The sequence below is a fragment of the Botrimarina colliarenosi genome, assembly GCF_007859955.1.
Lineage (GTDB): Bacteria > Planctomycetota > Planctomycetia > Pirellulales > Lacipirellulaceae > Botrimarina > Botrimarina colliarenosi.
Window position 1 is genome coordinate 62683 of record NZ_SJPR01000007.1, and the last position, 17367, is coordinate 80049.

The 17367-nt window shown below is 66.2% G+C and carries 17 protein-coding genes; 9 read left to right on the forward strand and 8 right to left on the reverse strand.

Going from position 1 to position 17367, the window contains the following annotated elements; all coding sequences use genetic code 11:
• Positions 1 to 42 precede the first annotated feature (42 nt).
• Positions 43 to 1638, forward strand: coding sequence for a S1C family serine protease (locus tag Pla108_RS18495; protein ID WP_146446464.1), 1596 nt, complete (start codon positions 43 to 45; stop codon positions 1636 to 1638).
• On the opposite strand, the gene Pla108_RS18500 is transcribed toward Pla108_RS18495, so the two are convergent.
• Positions 1635 to 2444, reverse strand: a complete 810-nt coding sequence (locus Pla108_RS18500; protein ID WP_146446465.1) for a hypothetical protein — start codon at positions 2442 to 2444, stop codon at positions 1635 to 1637. The genes Pla108_RS18495 and Pla108_RS18500 overlap by 4 nt on opposite strands.
• A gap of 445 nt (positions 2445 to 2889) precedes the next feature.
• Between Pla108_RS18500 and thiC the strand changes: the two genes are divergently transcribed.
• From thiC to ppnP, 3 genes are all read left to right on the forward strand, one after another.
• Positions 2890 to 4227 carry a phosphomethylpyrimidine synthase ThiC gene (gene thiC, locus Pla108_RS18505; RefSeq protein WP_146446533.1) on the forward strand — a complete coding sequence of 446 codons (1338 nt, stop codon included), beginning with the start codon at positions 2890 to 2892 and terminating at the stop codon, positions 4225 to 4227.
• Positions 4228 to 4250: 23 nt separating this feature from the next.
• Positions 4251 to 4634, forward strand: coding sequence for a heavy-metal-associated domain-containing protein (locus tag Pla108_RS18510; protein WP_146446466.1), 384 nt, complete (start codon positions 4251 to 4253; stop codon positions 4632 to 4634).
• A gap of 151 nt (positions 4635 to 4785) precedes the next feature.
• On the forward strand, positions 4786 to 5106 hold the full coding sequence (gene ppnP / locus Pla108_RS18515; protein ID WP_146446467.1) for a pyrimidine/purine nucleoside phosphorylase: 321 nt from the start codon (positions 4786 to 4788) through the stop codon (positions 5104 to 5106).
• A gap of 11 nt (positions 5107 to 5117) precedes the next feature.
• Here the strand turns inward: ppnP and Pla108_RS18520 are convergent, their stop codons facing one another.
• Complete coding sequence (locus Pla108_RS18520; RefSeq protein WP_146446468.1) at positions 5118 to 5312, reverse strand: DUF433 domain-containing protein; 195 nt, start codon at positions 5310 to 5312, stop codon at positions 5118 to 5120.
• An 81-nt stretch (positions 5313 to 5393) separates the two neighbouring features.
• Complete coding sequence (locus Pla108_RS18525) at positions 5394 to 6734, reverse strand: MFS transporter (protein ID WP_146446469.1); 1341 nt, start codon at positions 6732 to 6734, stop codon at positions 5394 to 5396.
• Positions 6735 to 6965: 231 nt separating this feature from the next.
• On the opposite strand from Pla108_RS18525, the gene Pla108_RS18530 reads away from it, so the two are divergent.
• Positions 6966 to 7676, forward strand: coding sequence for a hypothetical protein (locus tag Pla108_RS18530; protein ID WP_231934552.1), 711 nt, complete (start codon positions 6966 to 6968; stop codon positions 7674 to 7676).
• A 27-nt stretch (positions 7677 to 7703) separates the two neighbouring features.
• Here Pla108_RS18530 and Pla108_RS18535 read toward each other — a convergent pair whose 3' ends face one another.
• Positions 7704 to 8078 (reverse strand): hypothetical protein, encoded by a 375-nt coding sequence (locus Pla108_RS18535; RefSeq protein ID WP_146446471.1) that lies wholly within the window; start codon positions 8076 to 8078, stop codon positions 7704 to 7706.
• A gap of 257 nt (positions 8079 to 8335) precedes the next feature.
• Between Pla108_RS18535 and Pla108_RS18540 the strand changes: the two genes are divergently transcribed.
• The 3 genes from Pla108_RS18540 (at position 8336) to Pla108_RS18550 (ending at position 11198) form a co-directional block, all read left to right on the forward strand.
• On the forward strand, positions 8336 to 9211 hold the full coding sequence (locus Pla108_RS18540; protein ID WP_197526693.1) for a helix-turn-helix domain-containing protein: 876 nt from the start codon (positions 8336 to 8338) through the stop codon (positions 9209 to 9211).
• A 211-nt stretch (positions 9212 to 9422) separates the two neighbouring features.
• Positions 9423 to 10151: a hypothetical protein gene (locus tag Pla108_RS18545; RefSeq protein WP_146446473.1), complete on the forward strand. Its 729-nt coding sequence runs from the start codon at positions 9423 to 9425 to the stop codon at positions 10149 to 10151.
• A gap of 138 nt (positions 10152 to 10289) precedes the next feature.
• Entirely contained in the window at positions 10290 to 11198 is a 909-nt protein-coding gene (locus tag Pla108_RS18550) for an NAD(P)-dependent oxidoreductase (RefSeq protein WP_146446474.1), read from the forward strand.
• A gap of 18 nt (positions 11199 to 11216) precedes the next feature.
• On the opposite strand, the gene Pla108_RS18555 is transcribed toward Pla108_RS18550, so the two are convergent.
• Positions 11217 to 12887: a hypothetical protein gene (locus tag Pla108_RS18555; protein ID WP_146446475.1), complete on the reverse strand. Its 1671-nt coding sequence runs from the start codon at positions 12885 to 12887 to the stop codon at positions 11217 to 11219.
• 361 nt (positions 12888 to 13248) lie between these two features.
• Here Pla108_RS18555 and Pla108_RS18560 point away from each other — a divergent pair, with 361 nt between their 5' ends.
• A complete protein-coding gene (locus Pla108_RS18560; protein WP_146446476.1) occupies positions 13249 to 14220 on the forward strand; it encodes a hypothetical protein in 972 nt (323 codons plus the stop codon).
• 114 nt (positions 14221 to 14334) lie between these two features.
• Here Pla108_RS18560 and Pla108_RS18565 read toward each other — a convergent pair whose 3' ends face one another.
• The 3 genes from Pla108_RS18565 to Pla108_RS18575 form a co-directional block, all read right to left on the reverse strand.
• The gene (locus Pla108_RS18565) at positions 14335 to 15282 is read right to left on the reverse strand and encodes a phosphatidate cytidylyltransferase (RefSeq protein WP_146446477.1); all 948 of its coding nucleotides are present in this window, start codon (positions 15280 to 15282) and stop codon (positions 14335 to 14337) included.
• A 116-nt stretch (positions 15283 to 15398) separates the two neighbouring features.
• Positions 15399 to 16025, reverse strand: coding sequence for a lysophospholipid acyltransferase family protein (locus tag Pla108_RS18570; protein ID WP_231934553.1), 627 nt, complete (start codon positions 16023 to 16025; stop codon positions 15399 to 15401).
• Positions 16026 to 16091: 66 nt separating this feature from the next.
• Positions 16092 to 17348, reverse strand: a complete 1257-nt coding sequence (locus Pla108_RS18575; RefSeq protein ID WP_146446478.1) for a glycosyltransferase — start codon at positions 17346 to 17348, stop codon at positions 16092 to 16094.
• Positions 17349 to 17367: the final 19 nt, after the last annotated feature.

Below are 17367 nucleotides of genomic sequence, written 5' to 3' on the forward strand. Positions count from 1 at the left end.
CAGAGCGGTCGTAGCCGGCGACAGCCTAGGGAGGCGCCCCGCGTGTCTGGATCCTCGATAACCCCGCGCTGGCTGCTGGCCACGGTGCTGGCCAGCGGCGTGACGCTGGGCAATACCGCGGCCGCGCACGCCGCCCCCGAAGGGGCGTCTGCGACGGAGGGGGCGGCGGTTCTCGCGGCGATCGAATCGTCGCTGGTTGATTTGATCGACCGTTGCGAACGTTCGGTCGTTTCGATCACGCGCTACTCGGAGCCGCCAGAACTCGCCGGCGCCGCTATCTCTCGAGGTGGAAACCAGATCCTGGCGCCGGGACCGGGGCAGCCACGAATCTTCATCGGCGGGCGCCAAATGCTCCCCGCGGGGCTTGGCAACCTCCAACAAGTCCCCGAACCAACCCCTCTAGCGAGCGGCGCTGGGGTGGTGATCGATTCGGCGGGGCTCGTCCTCACGCAGTTTGGCGTCGTCCAGCAAGACGCAACCCACGTCGTAACCGACGTCGATGGCAACCGCTACCTCGCCGACCTCCGCGCCGCCGACGCCCGCAGCGGCCTCGCGGTGCTGGCGATCAGCAAGCGGCTGGCGCCCGAGCCCGGCGACAAGAGCGAACCGATCCAACTCCCCGCCCTGCCGATTGGCGAGGCGGAAACCTTGCGGAAAGGTCGCCTTGTGGTGTCGATCGGCAATCCTTTCGCCATCGAGTCGGACGGCCAGCCGACCGCTAGTTGGGGATCGATCACCAACACCGCTGCGAAGCTCCCCCCGAACGAACCGCTCACCGACCTGGAGGTCTCTGACGGGCGGTTCCGTGAGACACTGCACCGCTTCGGATCGCTGATCCAAACCGACGCCCGCCTCGGCTGGAACGCCAGTGGCGGCGCCCTCGTAATGATCAACGGGGACCTAGTCGGGATCACGACAACCGCCTCGACCATCGCCGGGCACGAGCAGCCTGCCGGCTACGCGATCCCCCTCAACGCGGCGATGCGACGCGCCGTCGAAGCCTTGTCCGCCGGGCGTGAGCCGGAGTACGGCCTCCTCGGCGTCAGCTTCAACCGGGGCGTGAGCCGCAATCCCAAGACGGGGCGCGTCGGCATCGGCGTTAGCGAGGCTTACCAGGGCTGTCCAGCCCAGGTGGCGGGGCTCCAGACGGGCGACCTTCTGCTATCCATCGCCGGCGCGCTGGTCCGTTCGCCCGAGGCGCTGCAGCTCCTGGTAGGCAGCCTCCCCCCGGGCGACAAGGTCGAGGTCAGCTTCGAGCGCGCTGGCGACGTGAATCAGACGACCGTCGTCCTCGGCAAGGCGTACGTCGAGGGAGGCGATCAGATCGTCAGCGCCCCGCGCCGGCTCTGGCGGGGGCTCGAGGTCGATTTCGCGACGGCGGTCCCCGGCACGGTGCTCATGGAGAAAGCCCGTGAGGGCGCCATCGACGAAGAAGGGTGCGTCGTGGTGATCGGCGTCGAAGAAGGGAGCGTCTCTTGGGAGAGTGGCGTCCGCCCCTACTCGTATATCAGCCACGTCAGCGGCCGTCGGGTGAGCTCGCCCGACGAGTTCTACGACGCGGTCCGCGACGCCAAGGACAATGTGAAACTGAAGTTCACCAAGCCCCTGTCCGCCACGCCGCAGGCGGCGCTGAATTAGCGCTGACGAGGCAACGCCGTGGGCGTTCGACCCAATGCCATCGGCGAGAGGGCGGCGAGCAGCAGCAACGCCGCGGCCGGTTCGGGAATCGTGGTGATCGACGGGCTTGCTTCGATAAAGGCGGGCTGGGTGATCGACGGCGCCGGGGCGAGCACGAGTTCGGGCGAGTCACGCCAGACGGTGTAGTCGGCGGCGTTGACGACGTTGTCGTGGTTGCCATCCGCCCGCAGGTCCATCGTCGATCCGTAGGTCTCCTGAAAGACGAGGTAGTCGTTCAGATCGACGACGAGGTCCTTGTTGTAGTCCGCTCGCAGGTTGCGGAGTTCGCCGTTGATGAAGCTATTCTCGCCGTTGGCGGTGAGGACGGCGTAGAACGCCCCCAGCTTGGTGATGTCGTAAGAGAAGCCGAGGCTCACCACTTCCCCCGGCGTCAGCGACCCACTCCCCTCGGCGAGCGACGCCTCGGAGAAAGAGCCCCCGGTCGGCGGCCCGAGCACGAACCAGTCGGCGATCGAGTCAACCGAGCTGTCACCCGACGCGTCGTAATTGCCGGCGATCGAGGTCCAGCCCGCGGGCAGCAGCGCGCTGCGGCTGGAGTAGATCGTGTACCCATCGAGGGTGTCGGCGACTCCGCCGGTGTTTTTGAGGAAGAGCTCGCCATCGGTTTGATCGATTACGAGCTCGATCGTGCCTGCATGGGCGAGCCCGGCCGCCGCCACAGCGACGTAGCAACCCAGCAAGCAGGCGAGACAGCGCCGACCGGCGGCCCGTCGTTCGAGAAGGCAGACACCCGAGGTGCGTTTCAAAATGGATCCTTGAATTGGATGCGTCACGGTGTCGGTCGGGGCGCCCGGCGGTCGGGTCGTGAGCCTCTCTCCATTCTAACCCTACGCGGCGTCCGCAGGGGCCGCAACGATAGGGGAGATGTCCCCCGCGATCCTATCGCCTGCGTGACCGGTAAAACCGGGCCGAACGGTCCCCTGGGAACCAGCTCGCCGCCCCCGTTGGCCGCGTTGACACCCCCCCCGGGCCCGATACGATGACACGGTGAAACCTCTCGCTCCGCAACGGTTTGCGGCGTGTGCAGGCGAACCCTCAACGCGACCACCGCCGCTCAAGAGCCCCGACCCGAAGCTGGCCTCCGGCGACTGCCGGCAGAAGCGATTCGCTCGGGGCGTTCCATTCGATTGCAAACGGCCCGCCACTTCTCCGCCGCCGGCCTCATTTTTTAGGACCCCGATGCCCGCCCCCATCACCCAGTACGAGATTGCCCGCGCGGGCGAGATCACCCCGGCCATGGAGTTCGTGGCCCAACGTGAGCAGATCACGGCCGAGACGGTCCGCGACGAGGTCGCCCGCGGCCGCCTCGTCATCCCCGCCAACACGGTCCACCTGGCCGGCGCCCTCGAGCCGATGGGGATCGGCGTCGCCACCAACTGCAAGGTGAACGCCAACATCGGCAACTCGGCGGTCACCAGCGACATCGATGGTGAGCTCGAGAAGCTCCGCACCGCGATCGACTTCGGCGCCGACACCGTCATGGACCTGTCGACCGGCAAGAACATCGACGGCATCCGCAAGGCGATCATCGAGGCGTCGCCCGTGCCGATCGGCACCGTCCCGATCTACCAGATGCTCGAGGAGCTCGGCGGCGAGATCGAGGACATGACCGCCCAGCACTTCCTCGACATGGTCGAGCACCAGGCGAAGCAGGGCGTCGACTACATGACGGTCCACTGCGGCGTGCTGCTGGAGCACCTCCACCTGTCGATGCACCGCGTCACCGGCATCGTCAGCCGCGGCGGCTCGCTGATCGCCAAGTGGATGATGTCGCACCGCAAGCAGAACCCGCTCTACGAGGCGTTCGACGACCTGTGCGACATCATGCGCCAGTACGACGTCACCTGGAGCCTCGGCGACGGCATGCGGCCCGGCTCGATCGCCGACGCCAGCGACGCCGCGCAGTTCGCTGAACTCGACGTGCTGGGTGAGCTCACCAAACGCGGCCGCGAGCGGGGCACGCAGGTCATGGTCGAAGGCCCGGGGCACATCCCCATGGACCAGATCCAGATGAACATGGAGCGGCAGGCCGACATCTGCGACGGCGCCCCGTTCTATGTCCTTGGCCCGCTGGTGACCGACTTCGCCCCCGGATACGACCACATCACCAGTGGGATCGGCGCCGCACTCGCCGGCTGGTACGGCGCGGCGATGCTCTGCTATGTCACGCCGAAGGAGCACCTCGGGCTCCCCGAGAAGGAAGACGTCAAGCAGGGCATGATCGCCTATAAGATCGCCGCCCACGCCGCCGACATCGCCCGCAAGCGGCCCGGCGCCCAGGACCGCGACGACGCGTTGTCTCGGGCCCGCTTCGCGTTCGACTGGAACGAGCAGTTCCGGCTGGCGCTCGACCCGGAGACGGCCCGCGCGTACCACGACCAGACGCTGCCGCAAGACACCTTCAAGAGCGCCCACTTCTGCAGCATGTGCGGGCCGAAGTACTGCTCGATGAAGATCACCCAAGACATCCGCAAGATGGCCGAAGAGGGCGAGCTGGTGCAGCTCGCCGAAACGGCCACGGCGGAGTGACCCCGATTCCCGGAGACTCTGTGATGAAGAACCGCTATCTCGCTTGGTTGCTTGTGGCCGCCTCCGGCTGCGGCACGGCGACGACGCCGACCGCTAGCTCCACCGACGCCGTCGAAACCGCAACGCCCGTCGCGTTCAACGTCGCCGACGCCCCGGTCGTCGAGTTCGAGGCCCCCGGCATGCACTGCGAGGCGTGCGCCGCCACGATCGTCGAGACACTCCGTGAGAAGCCGGGCGTCATCGACGTGAAGGCCGACGCCGAGACGAAGATTGTGACGGTCGCTGTCGAGGAGCCGGCTTTTGAGGCCGACGCCGCAATCGCCGCGATCGCCGACGCCGGTTTCGGCGAGGCGACCCTCGTCGAAGAGGTCGAGCCGGTCGAGCCCGCGGCCGACAACGCCGGTTGAAGAAATCCGGCACACGGTTTTTTAAGCTTGTGGGAGGGGTCTCCTGACCCCGATTACGCGCAGCCTGCCCTTGCGGCTAGGATGCCGTAATCGGCGTCAGGAGACGCCTCCCACATTTTTTGTTTCTCTCTCCGATTGAGCCCCATCGATCATGCCCCAAGAGTTCTCCGGCGTCACCGTCGTCGTCCCCGCCAACGTCTACTTCGACGGCCAGGTCACCAGCCGCACGGTGAAGTTCGCCGACGGCACGACCAAGACGCTCGGCCTGATGCAGCCGGGCGAGTACGAGTTCGGCACCGCGAAGCCCGAGCTGATGGAGATCACCGCCGGCAAGCTCGGCGTGCTGCTCGCCGGCGAAACCGAGTGGAAAGAGTACGCGGCGGGCGACTCGTTCAACGTGCCGGGGGACTCGAAGTTCCAGGTCCGGGCGAGCGGGGTTGTGGATTACGTTTGCTCGTACTTGGATGCGTGATAGCGACTCAGTCACCGAGCGGCGTAAGAGAGACAGGCGTCAATGTCGTTCGCTGTCGGATAGGGATAGGCAGCAAGAACCTCCTCGCGCGATCGTCCCACCGCGAGCAAGCCCAGCACCGTCGCGACCGTGACGCGCAAACCACGGACGCACGGCTTACCCCCCGTCACCGCTGGGTCGAGAGTAACGCGTTCGTGATGATTCATGACGGCTGTGGGTTTTGCCAAGACTCTAAGTGACAAAACGTTATCGCTCGCTGTCGGTTCTCCGCCCAAATCATTGAAGCGTCAGTCTCCCAGGCTCCGCTCCTTCGGGCGATACCACAGCGCGATCGGCAGCATCACCGCCGCGCCGATCGCGAAGGCCGTGTTGCGGGGCTGGTTGAAATGCTCGCAGATCTCGAGCGCCCCCTGGTACAGCAGCGCGCCGAGGATGATGCCGATCCAGTTGCACTGGTTCATCAGGGCGATCATCCGGCCCTTTTCGTTGGCGGGCGGCAGGGCCTGGACGGCGACCTGGATCGGCACGATGAAGACACCGGTGCTAATGCCCGCAACGATCAAGACCGGGATACTGCCGTAGAAGCCGAGCAGGTGCTCCTTGGGGCCGCCGCGGAGGCTCATCAGGCCGAGGCTCACGACGATGCCGAAGGCGCCCCAGGCGACGACGCGGGGGTTGATCCGCCCGGCCGAGAGCTTGCCGCCGAGCAGGCAGCCGATCGGGATGCCGATGCCGAGCATCGCCGCCAGGATGCTGGTCTCTTGGTCGCCCAGCCCGAGCTGTGACTTGCCGAGCGCGTTGACCGCCTGCTGGACGATGCTCCCAAGGAGCCAGAAGCTGCTGGTGACGATGATCGCAAGCAACAGTTCGCGGTCGCGTTTGACCAGCGCGATCGACTCGGGCGGTACGAAGAAGTCGGACAGCCGGAGCTTCATCCCCGGGTTGGCGGGCGTGACGCGGCGGACGAAGAGGCTCGTCAGCGTGCCGACAATCGCGATGACGATGCAGACCGCCGATCCGATCCAGACCGTATCGACACTCGAGCCGATCTGCCCGGCGAGCACGACGCCGAAGATGATCGCCATGAAGGTGAACATCAGGAAGATGCCGTTCGCCTGTGGCAAGTCGCGGTCGTGGATGATCTCTGGGAGAATGCCGTACTTGGGGGGTCCGAAGAACGCGCTCTGCGTTCCCATGAGAAACAGAACGACGAGCATCCCGCTGAAACCGATCGAGCCGTAAAAGAGGAAGCCGACCATGCCGAGCGCCATGACGACGATTTCGGCAACCTTCGCGGCGACGATAAGCGTCCGTTTGCTGGTGCGGTCGGCGAGCCACCCCGCGAAACCGGAGAAGAGCAGAAAGGCGATGGCGAAGACGATCATCGCCTCCGACTGGCGGTCGGGGGCGGTCTCGCCACGGGCCTGGGCGGCGGCGAGCTCGACCGCGGTGGGCGTCGCCAAGAGCAACAACAGCTGCTTGAACAGGTTGTCGTTGAAGGCCCCCAGAAACTGGGTGACCGACATGCCCCAAAACGAGGGGTCTCGCAGCAGCGGCGGGAGTTCTCCCTCGGCGCGCGTCGAGGACGGCAGTTCATCGATGGACGATTGCTGGTCATGGTGCGTCATGCGGCGGATTGTCGGCGAGAACGGCGTTTGCCGAAAGACGAGTCCCCCCACGATCGACGGACCATCCCGCGACGTCTGAGCCGTGGGCGCGAGCCCTCGGTGGAGCAGAAAGAGCAGTTGAACCACCAAGGACACGAAGGGCACGACGTACGGGCAACTTAGACCACGTCCGTCCCAAAGACGGGCCGTCGTGTCCTTTGTGCCCTTGGTGGTTCAAAGCTTTCCCGCCGCATGCGGGGATGGTTCAGCAGATCGGGCTCCGCCGGAAGACGGATCGCTTTTTTTGCCCCCCAGGGGGAACGCTGGCGTCCGGCCCCGCGTCAGATCGCCAACACGTTCACCTCTGCTCCTCGTCACAACTTTTTAAGGGGGAATACCATGCGAGGCCGCTCAATGGGTCGGACCACTGTCCCAACCACTTTGGCGCTGGCTCTTGCCACGCTGGCGGCGCCAACCTGTCTGGCGGAGGACACGCCGGCGGCCACCAAGCAAGCCGAGGTTCTTCAACACCTGAGGGCCTACTCGCGACGGCTCGACGATGCAATCCGCGAGAAGACCGACACGCTCCAGCAACTCCAGCAGGATGCAGGGCAGCCAAGCAACGAGACCCTTGAGTTTCGTGTGCGTCTGGCCAGCGATCGATTGCGCCGTCTGGAAGAGCGCAAGGTCGACGCCGAGGAACGTCTCCTCAGAACCCGACACGCGGCCGCCGCCGAGTCCGACTCGACAGAGCAGAAAGAAGTCAATTTTCTTGAAGAATGGATCGCCGCCCTCGACGACAAGATCGACGGGGCGACCGCGGCGTTGGACCTGCTGTTGGAAAGCAATCCCGATTTTGAGCGGCGCCGGGCGGAAATCGACCGGCTTTGCTCTCAACAAGATCGGATTGAAGCGAAGATCTTCGAGGTCAACATGGTGGGCCTCGTTGCATCAACCGATTAGTAGGCCGCGTCAGCGGGTCGATGGTCTTCAGGAAGATCCATCGACCCGCTTCAATCTTTCGATTACCTCCGGCAACGGGTACTCGACGATCGGCAGGCCCGACTTCACCACCTCGCGGAGGCGGCGCCAGCCGCGGGTGACGAGCTCTTCGCGCTCGCGGACGTAGGCGCCATCCAGTTGGCGTTTGTCGAACGGCCCTTCGCAAAGGACGGGGGCGAACTTCTCATCAACGATGTACTGGGCCAGCGACGGGTTGCAGCGCTGGTGCCGCTCGGGCGACGTGTGGAGCACCTCGGGGTCGAGTTGGCCGATCACGTACCGCAGGTAGAGGTCCGAATCGGTGATCGCCCCGACATCGTCGCCGCAAACCTCGCACAGGTAGCCCTCGTCGCACTTCGCCACAGGATTTGCCTCCCGACTGCCCAAATAAAGCTGCTATGCTGCGCCATTAGAACCGGCGTTCGTCGGCGATGCGACGGCCCCAGCCGTTGTCCGTCCAGTACTCCTTGCATCCAGCACAACCTGGCGCGTCTCGCCGGGCCTGAAAGTCCGCGACACGAGGCGCCGATGGGAATCCTGGTCGCCCCCGCGAAGCTTCGACCCCGACTGAGCCCCGCAGCGACACCCCGCCGCGACGCCCTTTCTTGATCAGCGTGACCGTGCCCCCCGCCACCTACACGCCAAAACAGATCGCCCAGGCGCTCGGGGTCAGCGAGTCGTCCGTGAAGCGGTGGGTCGATAGCGGGCGGTTGCCGGCGGCGAAGACGGCGGGAGGACACCGCAAGGTGCCGCTCTCGAGCATCGCCGCGTTCGTCCGCGAGACGGGTCACGATCTGGCCGAGCCGGCCGTCCTGGGGATGGTCGCCACGTCGAGGCGTCCGTCGCTCGCGAGTTCGCAGAACGAACTTTATGACGCACTTGTCGACGGACTAGAATCCCGTGTCCGCGAGATCGTGCTATCGCACTATCAGCAGGGCGAGAGCCCGCAGGCGTTGGGGGACGAACTTATTGGCCCGGCGTTCCGGCGGATCGGCGAGAGCTGGGCGGCTGGCGACGTGGCGGTCCACCAAGAACGCCGCGCCTGCGAAGCGATGATGACAACGCTGCACGAGTTGCGGCGATGGATCGCGACGCCTCCTGACGACGCCCCCTTGGCGATCGTGGCGACGCCGCCGCTGGACTTCGCCGAAGTCCCGCCCCGGCTCGTGGAGTTGACGCTGCTAGCCGCCGGATGGCGGGTCGTTGCGGCGGGGAGGGGGCTGCCCCTCAGCGAGATTCAGGAATCGGTGAGCCGCCACGCCCCCCGCTTGGTTTGCCTGAGCGTCACGCACCTCGAGTCGCCTTCCGCCGACTTTGTTTCGGAACTCAACGAGATGGCGTGCCCGACGGCTTCGCGGGATGCTGCCCGGCCTCGCTACGCGGTCGGGGGCGGCGCCATTACTCCCGAGATGGCGACCCGCCTGCGTTGCGACTTAGTGGCGACCTATTTGGGTGAACTCAGCCGATACCAAGGGACGTTAGTCGGCGCTGTTTGACGAACATTCCGCCGTCCACCGATGGCCGCCCGCGCGGGAGGGGCCGCAACGTGCCGGACATCCGGATTCTGCCGGTCCGCCGAGGCGGGTAGCCGTGATGCGGACCGCCCAAGTCGATGAGTCCTCCCTGCCGCATCTCCCTGGAGGTAGATTACGGCGGACTGGCGAGGCGGTCCGCGACGACATCACACCGATAAATTGGTGACAGGTGATGGGCGATTTAACGAGTCGGTCGACCGCTGATGCGGCAGCGTTGCTCGCTGCGTTGCAAGCGACGCCGAAGCCGGTGGCGAGCGTCCCCCCTTCGCTTTATGACATCGCCAGTTTGAACGAAGTCTTACTGGTCGATAACCGTAAAGCGTCCCGCACCGACCGGATCCGGTCCACGATCGATTACGACACCATCGACTCCTGTGTCGATTGCGAGGCGGTCCTCGGCTTGCCGACGCCGAAGGCTGGCCTACCGAGCGAGGTCTGGCGCTGCCGGGCGTGCCATGCCGTTGTGGTGACCGGCGAGACGGACGAAACCTTGGCGTCGCAGCGCTTCGCCGAGCGAATCGCCGACGACGAAAAAATCGCGTTGGACCAACTGCCCGCCAGCCAACCCGCCGCTTTCACCAAGCTGATCCGGCGTCTCACGTCGTCCGACTACGTCGAGAGCGAAAAGCGTGGTCATCCGCGCTACACCGTGTCGATCCCCGCCGTTGGAATTCCGCTTAACGAATCACGGCGGGCCGTCCACGGGCCGATTCGCATCACGACACGCGACCTTTCGCTGAAAGGGGTCTCGGCATTCAGCGAGAAGCCCTTGCCGACCGAGCTGTTGTTGATCGACTTCACGCTCGCGGGGTTCGTCGGGTGGCAGGCGGCGGTGCAAGTCAAGCGGCGCCGGACCGCGTGGTTCTTGCACGAGTTCGGTGGCCTCTTCATCGGCGAGTAGGGCGACCGCCGTCCCCTCGAGTCGAATCCGACTCAGCCAATTGTGTGGGCCAATTGTGTGGGCCAATTGTGTGGGGGTAGCCCGACCGACAACCGGCTGTCAGGCTGACGGAAACATCCGTGCCTGCCGAGAGTCTTCATGTCAGCAAACGAACCGGTCGCCTACGTCGGCGTTGGAATCATGGGCGCCGCGATGGCGCGAAACCTGCTTCGGGCGGGCGTCCCGGTCGTCGCTTGCAACCGTTCGCGGGCCAAGGCCGAGGCGCTAACGGCCGACGGCGCGCAAGTGGTCGACACGGCGGCCGAGGCGGTCACTGCGGGCTGTCGTGTTGTGTTCGTGAACGTGCCCGACACGCCCGACGTCGACGCGGTGCTATTCGGCGAAGGGGGCGTGATCGCCGCCGACTCCGAGTTGCTCAAGGGGCTGATCGTGGTTGACCACTCAACGATCTGTCCGGTGGCGACCGCCGGGTTCGCCCAGCGGCTCGCTGAGGTCGGCGCGACGCTCGTCGACGCCCCGGTCTCGGGCGGCGACGTCGGCGCCCGCGACGGAACGCTCTCGATCATGTGCGGCGGCGACCGGGCGGCCTTCGACAAGGTCCAGCCACTGCTCCAGAAGGTCGGCAAGCGGATCACGCATCTCGGGCCCGCGGGGAGCGGCCAAGCCTGCAAGGCGTGCAACCAAATCGCCGTCGTCGGCGCGCTTGCCGGCGTTTGCGAGGCGCTCGCACTGGCGAAGGCGACGGGGCTCGATCTGGAGCAGGTCGTCGAGGTGGTGTCGGCGGGCGCTGCGGGGTCTTGGCAGTTGGCGAACCTCGGGCCCCAGATCGCCGCGGGAGACCACGCCCCCGGCTTCATGATCGAGCTGCTGCAAAAGGACCTGCGTCTCGTCGCGAGCGCCGCCGGCGCGCACGACCTGCCGCTGCCGGTGACCCGCCTCGTCGAGTCGCTCTACCAAGCGGCCGCCGCGGCAGGCGCCGGCCGCGACGGCACCCAAGCCCTCGCCGGGGTGTACGAGCGTCTTGGGGGCTTCCGGTACAGCGAGTGAACCGAAGCGCGTCGGCGTTTAAGGACGTCGCCAGGCGATTGCTGAGAGAACGGCAAACACCGCCGCGAAAATCGACGTCGGCTCGGGCGCCGCTTCCGTCGTGCTAGCCGCCACGACATGGTCTCGCCAAACGGTGTAGTCGGCGGCGTTGACGACGCCGTCGCCGTTGCCGTCGGCCGCCAACTCGGCGCCCGACTGCCCATAGCTGTCCTGCCAGACGAGGTAGTCCGAGGGCCCGACCATCCCATCGCCGTCGTAATCGCCGGGCAGTTCGTAGGTGATGGTCAGCAGCGGTGCCTCTTGTGGCTGGCCCCATTCCCAGGTGTTGAATCCTGCCGAGTGGCCGTTTTCGCTGCCCCGTACAGAAAGACCCAAGTGGCTCACCCCGTTGTCGACGAGCGATTGCAGGTAGGCGGTGTCGAGGTCCATGTCGACCGGGTCAAAAGACCCGATTGGTCCGGAGTGTCCGATCTCGTTCGCAGGTGTGTCGGACGAAGTGTTGTCGAGGACCCCGTCCCCTTCGAATCCATGGAGGCTCCACGACGGCAGCCCCGCGGGCCCGCTGCTGCGCTGGCTCACCGACATGACGATCTCCGCCCCGGTAATGACCGCCCCCTCGGGGACCCCTTCGAGAGAGAACTCCATCATGCCGCGACGGTCGGCGCCGTAGAAAGGAAACAGATTGGGCAGGACCTCCGAGTCACCGTCGAGCGTGATCCACGTCCCGCCGTACTGCTGAGTCTCGACATCGTAGACGGGCCGCACCTGGTGGGTCCCCGCGAGCGACTCCCCTTCCACGACAACCCGGACGTTGCTCGACTGCGTGAAACGGCTGCCGTCCGACGTGCGGAAGGAGTAGGTGAATTGCGATCCGTACTCCGAGTCGACCGAGGCGAGGCCGGTGCTACCGGTCGCCCCGAACAGCCCCGATCCGAAGACGACGCCGTAGTAGCCGGGCTCGAGCACGAGATCGACCTCGCCGAAGGCGTCCACCGGCGGCCCGCCGAAGGGGCGGGACGGGATGTCAATGAGCGTCGTCGCCAGCACGTCGCTGGAAGTGAGATCCGTCGAGTCGGGCGGATCGATGAAACCGGTCGCACGGAACAGGGCGCCGAAGACCGTTTGCGATCCCGAACTGAAACGCCCGCCGATCTGCGAGATGCGGGTCGGGCGGTCGACCTCGAAGTTCATCCCCGAAAAGAACCCGCTGCTGACCGAGGTCGAGTTGCTGCTCGCGATGGCGTCATCCGGCGCCGACTCGAAGTAGACGTAATCGCCCGCCGTCGGCGGCGCGGCGAGCGACGAGAACGTCGATTGCATCCCGGTGCGGAACAAGAAGTCGGCGTCCGGATCGCCGTACGGCGGATCGCTCGTCGGAGCGCCCCCGGGGTAGCTGTCGTTCTGTGACTTGCACCACGAGAAGTACGTCGTCCCCGAGTGGTTCACGAGCTCGATCTCGTACTCCGTATTGCGAGAGAAATTCGCCTCTTGAGGGAAACTGAACCGCCGGTAGCTGCTGGTTGGGTCCCCCGCCGGTATCAGCAGGTGCTCGCTCTCGCGGATGACCGACCCGTTGCGGAGGACACGGACCGTAAAGTCGCCGTCGGTGACGGATCCGGACCCGCCGCCGCTAAGATGGATATCGACAAAGTTCAGCCGGTCGAATTCCGGCGTGAAAGTCTGCGACATCGACACAATTCCCGCGTTGAGGCAGCTCCACGCGTTGGCCGGATTGAATTGGTCAACCGCCTCCTGGGCCACCGCCGCGTGGCCGCTCAAAGCGAGGCAAATGAAAAACGCTACAGGGCGTACCATTCGGCGAAACCACATCACGGCGCCTCGGAACGAGCGAGAAGAGGGGGGCACGTGCCGGGCGGATTTTCGCCCCTTACGGACAGCAGTGCAAGCAAGCCCGGTGTCTTTTTTGAACCAGATCGGGGTGGGTCGCGTACCGCGGGTCGTGTTAGGTTCGGCGTCCCCGCATTGGTGGACCCGGTCGCAAGACGCGACCGACCGCCGAGATCACTGACCTCCCCCGAGGGTTCTGAGCATGGAAGCTCGATTGACCCGGCGCGTCGGCGCCGCGGCTGCTGTTGTCGCTTTGGTAGGCGTCGCCGCCGAAGTGGCCGCCCAACGACCCGCCCACAACGTCTCGCTCCGCCGCGCAGCCGGCTACCGGACGGCGAACTTCGTTGTCCAGGCGCCGACGGCCGAGCTGGCCCGCGAAATCGGCGAGTCGGCCGAAGAGCTCCGCGAGTCGCTCGCCATCGAGTGGGTCGGCCAGCCGATGCCCCAATGGAGCGAGCCTTGCCCGATCCAGGCGAAGGTTTCGCCCGCCCTCGGAGCCGGCGGCGCCACGACCTTCGTCTTCGACCGAGGTACGGTCTTCGGCTGGGAGATGGAAGTCCAAGGGAGCCGCGAGCGGGTGCTCGACTCGGTGCTGCCACACGAGATCACGCACACCGTGTTCGCGAGCTACTTCCGTCAGCCGCTGCCACGCTGGGCCGACGAAGGCGCCTGCACGACGGTCGAGCACCGCAGCGAGATCGCCAAGCAAGAACGCCTGCTGATCCAGTTCCTCAAGACCGGCAAGGGGATCCCCTTCAGCAAGATGTTCGCCATGAAGGAGTACCCGGTCGACATCCTGCCGCTCTACTCGCAGGGGCACTCGCTGACGCAGTTCCTCATCGAGGGGCACGGCAAGCAGGAGTTCCTCGAGTTCCTCGCCGACGGCATGCAAGACGAGAACTGGCGCCGCGTCGTGCAGAAGCACTACGGCTACGACAGCCTGTACGAGCTCCAGAACGAGTGGCTCGGTTGGGTGCGGGCGGACCGTCCGCGGCTCGACAACCGCTCCGACGCGCCGGTGCAACTCGCCTCGGCGAACGAGCCGATCACCCCGATCCGCGACCTGTCGCAGAGTTCGCTAGCGAAGCAGCCCTCGGTCTACGCCCAGCAACTCGAGCCCGCGCCGACGCCGCCGATGGCGAGCGTCTACAGCGGCGGCAAGGTCTGGCGGTAGCTGGCGGTTCGCGGGCGTGAGCGGCATGGCGCTAGCCACCGGTCCACGTTGTGGCCCGCCGATCGCCTCGTTCACCGGCGGCTAGCGCCGTGCCGCTTACGCGCGGGGCGGCGATTACGAAAGGAACCACCGCGCCACGTGGTAAAAGACCGGCGCCGCGAAGCAGAGGGCGTCGGCCCGGTCGAGCACGCCCGGCTGGCCCTCGACGAGCGCGCCGTAGTCCTGGACACGGCGGTCACGCTTCACAGCCGACAGGGTCATCGCCCCGGCGAAGCCCATGACGGCGACCAGCAGCGACGCCACCGCCGCCTGCCACAGGGTGGCGAAGGGCGTGGCGCCCACCTGGTGCAGCGCAGCGCCGACCAGGGCGATCGTCGCCGACGACCCCAGGAAGCCCTCCCACGTGCGGGTCTGGTTGATCGCCGGAGCGATCACGTGGCGGCCGTAGAGGCGGCTCCAGGCGAACTGCACCGCTTCGGAGAGCAGCGACAGCAGCACCAACAAGAAAAGCAGCCGGGCGTTCGCGCTGTAGGTAAGGCCGGGGGCCTCGAGGTACAGCAGGGCCGGGGCGTAGCTCAAGCTATAGACGCAGATCAGCAGGCCGACCTGGATCTTAGCCACCCGTTCGAGGAACCGCTTGGGGTCGCCGGCGATCGCGATCCGCGCCGGGATAAACACGCAGGCGAATACCGGGATCATCACGGCGAACGCCCCGTAGGCGTTCTGAGCGACCAGCACGTACTGCAGAGGCAGGAAGAAAAAGAAGACCCAGAACAACGCCCGATGGTCCGAGAGCCGGGTCGGCGTCAGCGTGATGAACTCGCGTAGCGTCGCGAAGCTAATCAGTCCGAACAGCACGACGGTGATCGTCTTGCTGAGCAGCGCGATCGCCAGCAGCGTGCAGATGATCCACCAGCTCCGGACCCGGCGGTTGAACGCTTCGATCGCGGCCGGATTGAGCCCCCACTGCGGCTGGCGCCCGAGCGCCCATCCGACGAGCGTCGCCAGCCCCAAAAGGACGACGACGACCGCGGCGAACGCCCAGTTGGTGAGGTGAGGCATAGGATTGCGGAATTTGGATTGCGGAATGCGGACTTGATGAAGGGCCGGGGGTTCACTTGCGTTTCATACCGCAATCCGGTCCCGCCTCTGAGGAACGGCCCAATCCGCAATCCCCCTTACTCGTCTTCGCCCGGCGCCAGCTTGAGGACGGCTTGGCGGGCGCGGGCGAGGAAGTCGTTCTTGGATTCATCTTGCTCGAGCCAGATCGGCGCGCCGAACGACACGGTCGCCAGCAGCGGGATCGGCAGGTACTCGTCGCGTGGCAGGACGCGGTGCATGTTGTGGAGGTGGACCGGCACGAGCTCGATGTCGGGCCGCTTCTTGCCGAGGTAGTAGAGTCCGCTCTTGAACTCCCCGACACGCTGCCCGTCCGACCGGCCCCCTTCGGGGAAGATGATGACCGAGAAACGGTCGCCCATCTCGTGGAGCATCAAGTCGATCGGGCTCTGGTGCACCTTCACGCTCTTGCGGTCGATCAGCATCGCGTTGAACGCCCTCGCCAAGTGCGGGCGGATCAAGCCTTTGCTCCAGTAGTCGTGGGCCGCCACCGGCCGAGTCACCTCACGGCACGCCGGCGGCAACGCGGTCCGCACCAGCACGAGGTCGATGTGGCTGGTGTGGTTGGCGAAGTAGACGCGTTGGCAGGTGTCGGGCTGACAATCAATCCAGCGCACCTGCGGGCCGCTCATAAAGCGGGCCAGCCCGGTAAGGATCCAGTCGGTAAGCGTCAGGGCGGCGGACATCGCGGGCGGGATCGGCGGCAGAGACGCCCGGCGACGAGCGCCGAGGCCCCAAGTTGGCCAGACCCGCTAGTATGACAGCGCCGCGTCGCTAGTTCGAGCCTGCATCTCGGCGGCCGCCTGCTGAGGGGTCGCTTGCTGAGGCGCCGCGGCGACGCGGCGGCCCGTCTTCTGCTCGTAGATTTCGGCGATCAGCCGCTCATACCCGCCGACCATCACCCCCAGCGACGACCGCTCCACCACGCGGCGGCGGCCCGCCTCGCCCATCCGCTTGGCGAGCAGCGGCTCGTTCAGCAGGTCGGTGACCCGTTCGGCGAGCAGCTTTTTGTCGCCCGGCGGGACCAGCCAGCCGGTCTGGCCCTCGATGACCGACTCCGATACCGAGCCGACGTTGGTCGCCACCACCGGGAGGCCGCAGCTCATGCCTTCCAAGATCGAAACGGGATTCGCTTCGTTGTGCGACGTGAGGGTCAACACGTCGAGCGCCGCCAAGACGCTCGGGACGTCATCGCGGTTGCCCAACAGTTTCAGGGCGGAACCTTGCGGGTTGGTTGGATCGTAGAGGCCCAGCAGGGTCGCGGCCTCCTCGATCGACCGCCGCTCAGGCCCCTCGCCGATGACGACGAACTGGGCTTCGGGCACGGCGTGGCGGATGCGGCTGGCGGCCGCCACGAACAGCTCGTGGTTCTTCTCCGGCCGCAAGGCGGCGAGGATCCCCACCAGCGGCGTTGTCGGGCCGACGCCCAATTCCTCGCGGATCGCCATCGAGCCTTGCGGCGGAGCGAAACGCTCAACGTCGACCCCGTTGGGGATGACGCGTACTTTCGAATCCGGGAAGCGTTCGAACTCGACGAGGAACCGCCCGTGCGGCTCGGCGACCGCGATGAAGGCGTCGGTCAGCGGCGTCTGCAGGCGGTTGAGCCGGCCGACGCCGTCGGGCCAGCCGGTGCTGTGCAGCGCCGCGGCGACCACCGGCACGCCGGCGCAACGCGCCGCCAACCGGCCCCAGAACATCTTGTCTCCGGCGCCAACGGTAACCACCGCATCGATCTTTCGGCGCCGCATCAGCTCCGTCAGACGCGGCAGCACACGCAGGTCGTACTTCCCCTTGAGCAAGCCGTAATGGACCGGGAACCCTTCCTCGGCAAGCGTGTCGCCGAGCGGGCCCCGCTCCTTGAGGCAGACCACCTCGGGGGCGAAGCGCGTCGGATCGAGCCGCCGCACGAGGTTCACGAGGAGCGTCTCCGCCCCGCCGACCGGCATGCTGGTCTGGACGAACAGCACCCGCAAGGGCGTGTCTCGGCGTGATTTTTGTTCTTGGATCATAATTTTCAGTTGTAGGCGT

Excerpts from the sequence above, each read along its gene's own strand:
- Pla108_RS18510 (WP_146446466.1), top strand. The coding sequence starts at position 4,251 with ATGAAGAACCGCTATCTCGCTTGGTTGCTTGTGGCCGCCTCCGGCTGC.
- ppnP (WP_146446467.1), top strand. The coding sequence starts at position 4,786 with ATGCCCCAAGAGTTCTCCGGCGTCACCGTCGTCGTCCCCGCCAACGTC.
- Pla108_RS18520 (WP_146446468.1), bottom strand. The coding sequence starts at position 5,312 with ATGAATCATCACGAACGCGTTACTCTCGACCCAGCGGTGACGGGGGGT.
- Pla108_RS18525 (WP_146446469.1), bottom strand. The coding sequence starts at position 6,734 with ATGACGCACCATGACCAGCAATCGTCCATCGATGAACTGCCGTCCTCG.
- Pla108_RS18530 (WP_231934552.1), top strand. The coding sequence starts at position 6,966 with ATGCGGGGATGGTTCAGCAGATCGGGCTCCGCCGGAAGACGGATCGCT.
- Pla108_RS18545 (WP_146446473.1), top strand. The coding sequence starts at position 9,423 with ATGGGCGATTTAACGAGTCGGTCGACCGCTGATGCGGCAGCGTTGCTC.
- Pla108_RS18550 (WP_146446474.1), top strand. The coding sequence starts at position 10,290 with ATGTCAGCAAACGAACCGGTCGCCTACGTCGGCGTTGGAATCATGGGC.
- Pla108_RS18555 (WP_146446475.1), bottom strand. The coding sequence starts at position 12,887 with ATGTCGCAGACTTTCACGCCGGAATTCGACCGGCTGAACTTTGTCGAT.
- Pla108_RS18560 (WP_146446476.1), top strand. The coding sequence starts at position 13,249 with ATGGAAGCTCGATTGACCCGGCGCGTCGGCGCCGCGGCTGCTGTTGTC.
- Pla108_RS18565 (WP_146446477.1), bottom strand. The coding sequence starts at position 15,282 with ATGCCTCACCTCACCAACTGGGCGTTCGCCGCGGTCGTCGTCGTCCTT.
- Pla108_RS18570 (WP_231934553.1), bottom strand. The coding sequence starts at position 16,025 with ATGTCCGCCGCCCTGACGCTTACCGACTGGATCCTTACCGGGCTGGCC.
- Pla108_RS18575 (WP_146446478.1), bottom strand. The coding sequence starts at position 17,348 with ATGATCCAAGAACAAAAATCACGCCGAGACACGCCCTTGCGGGTGCTG.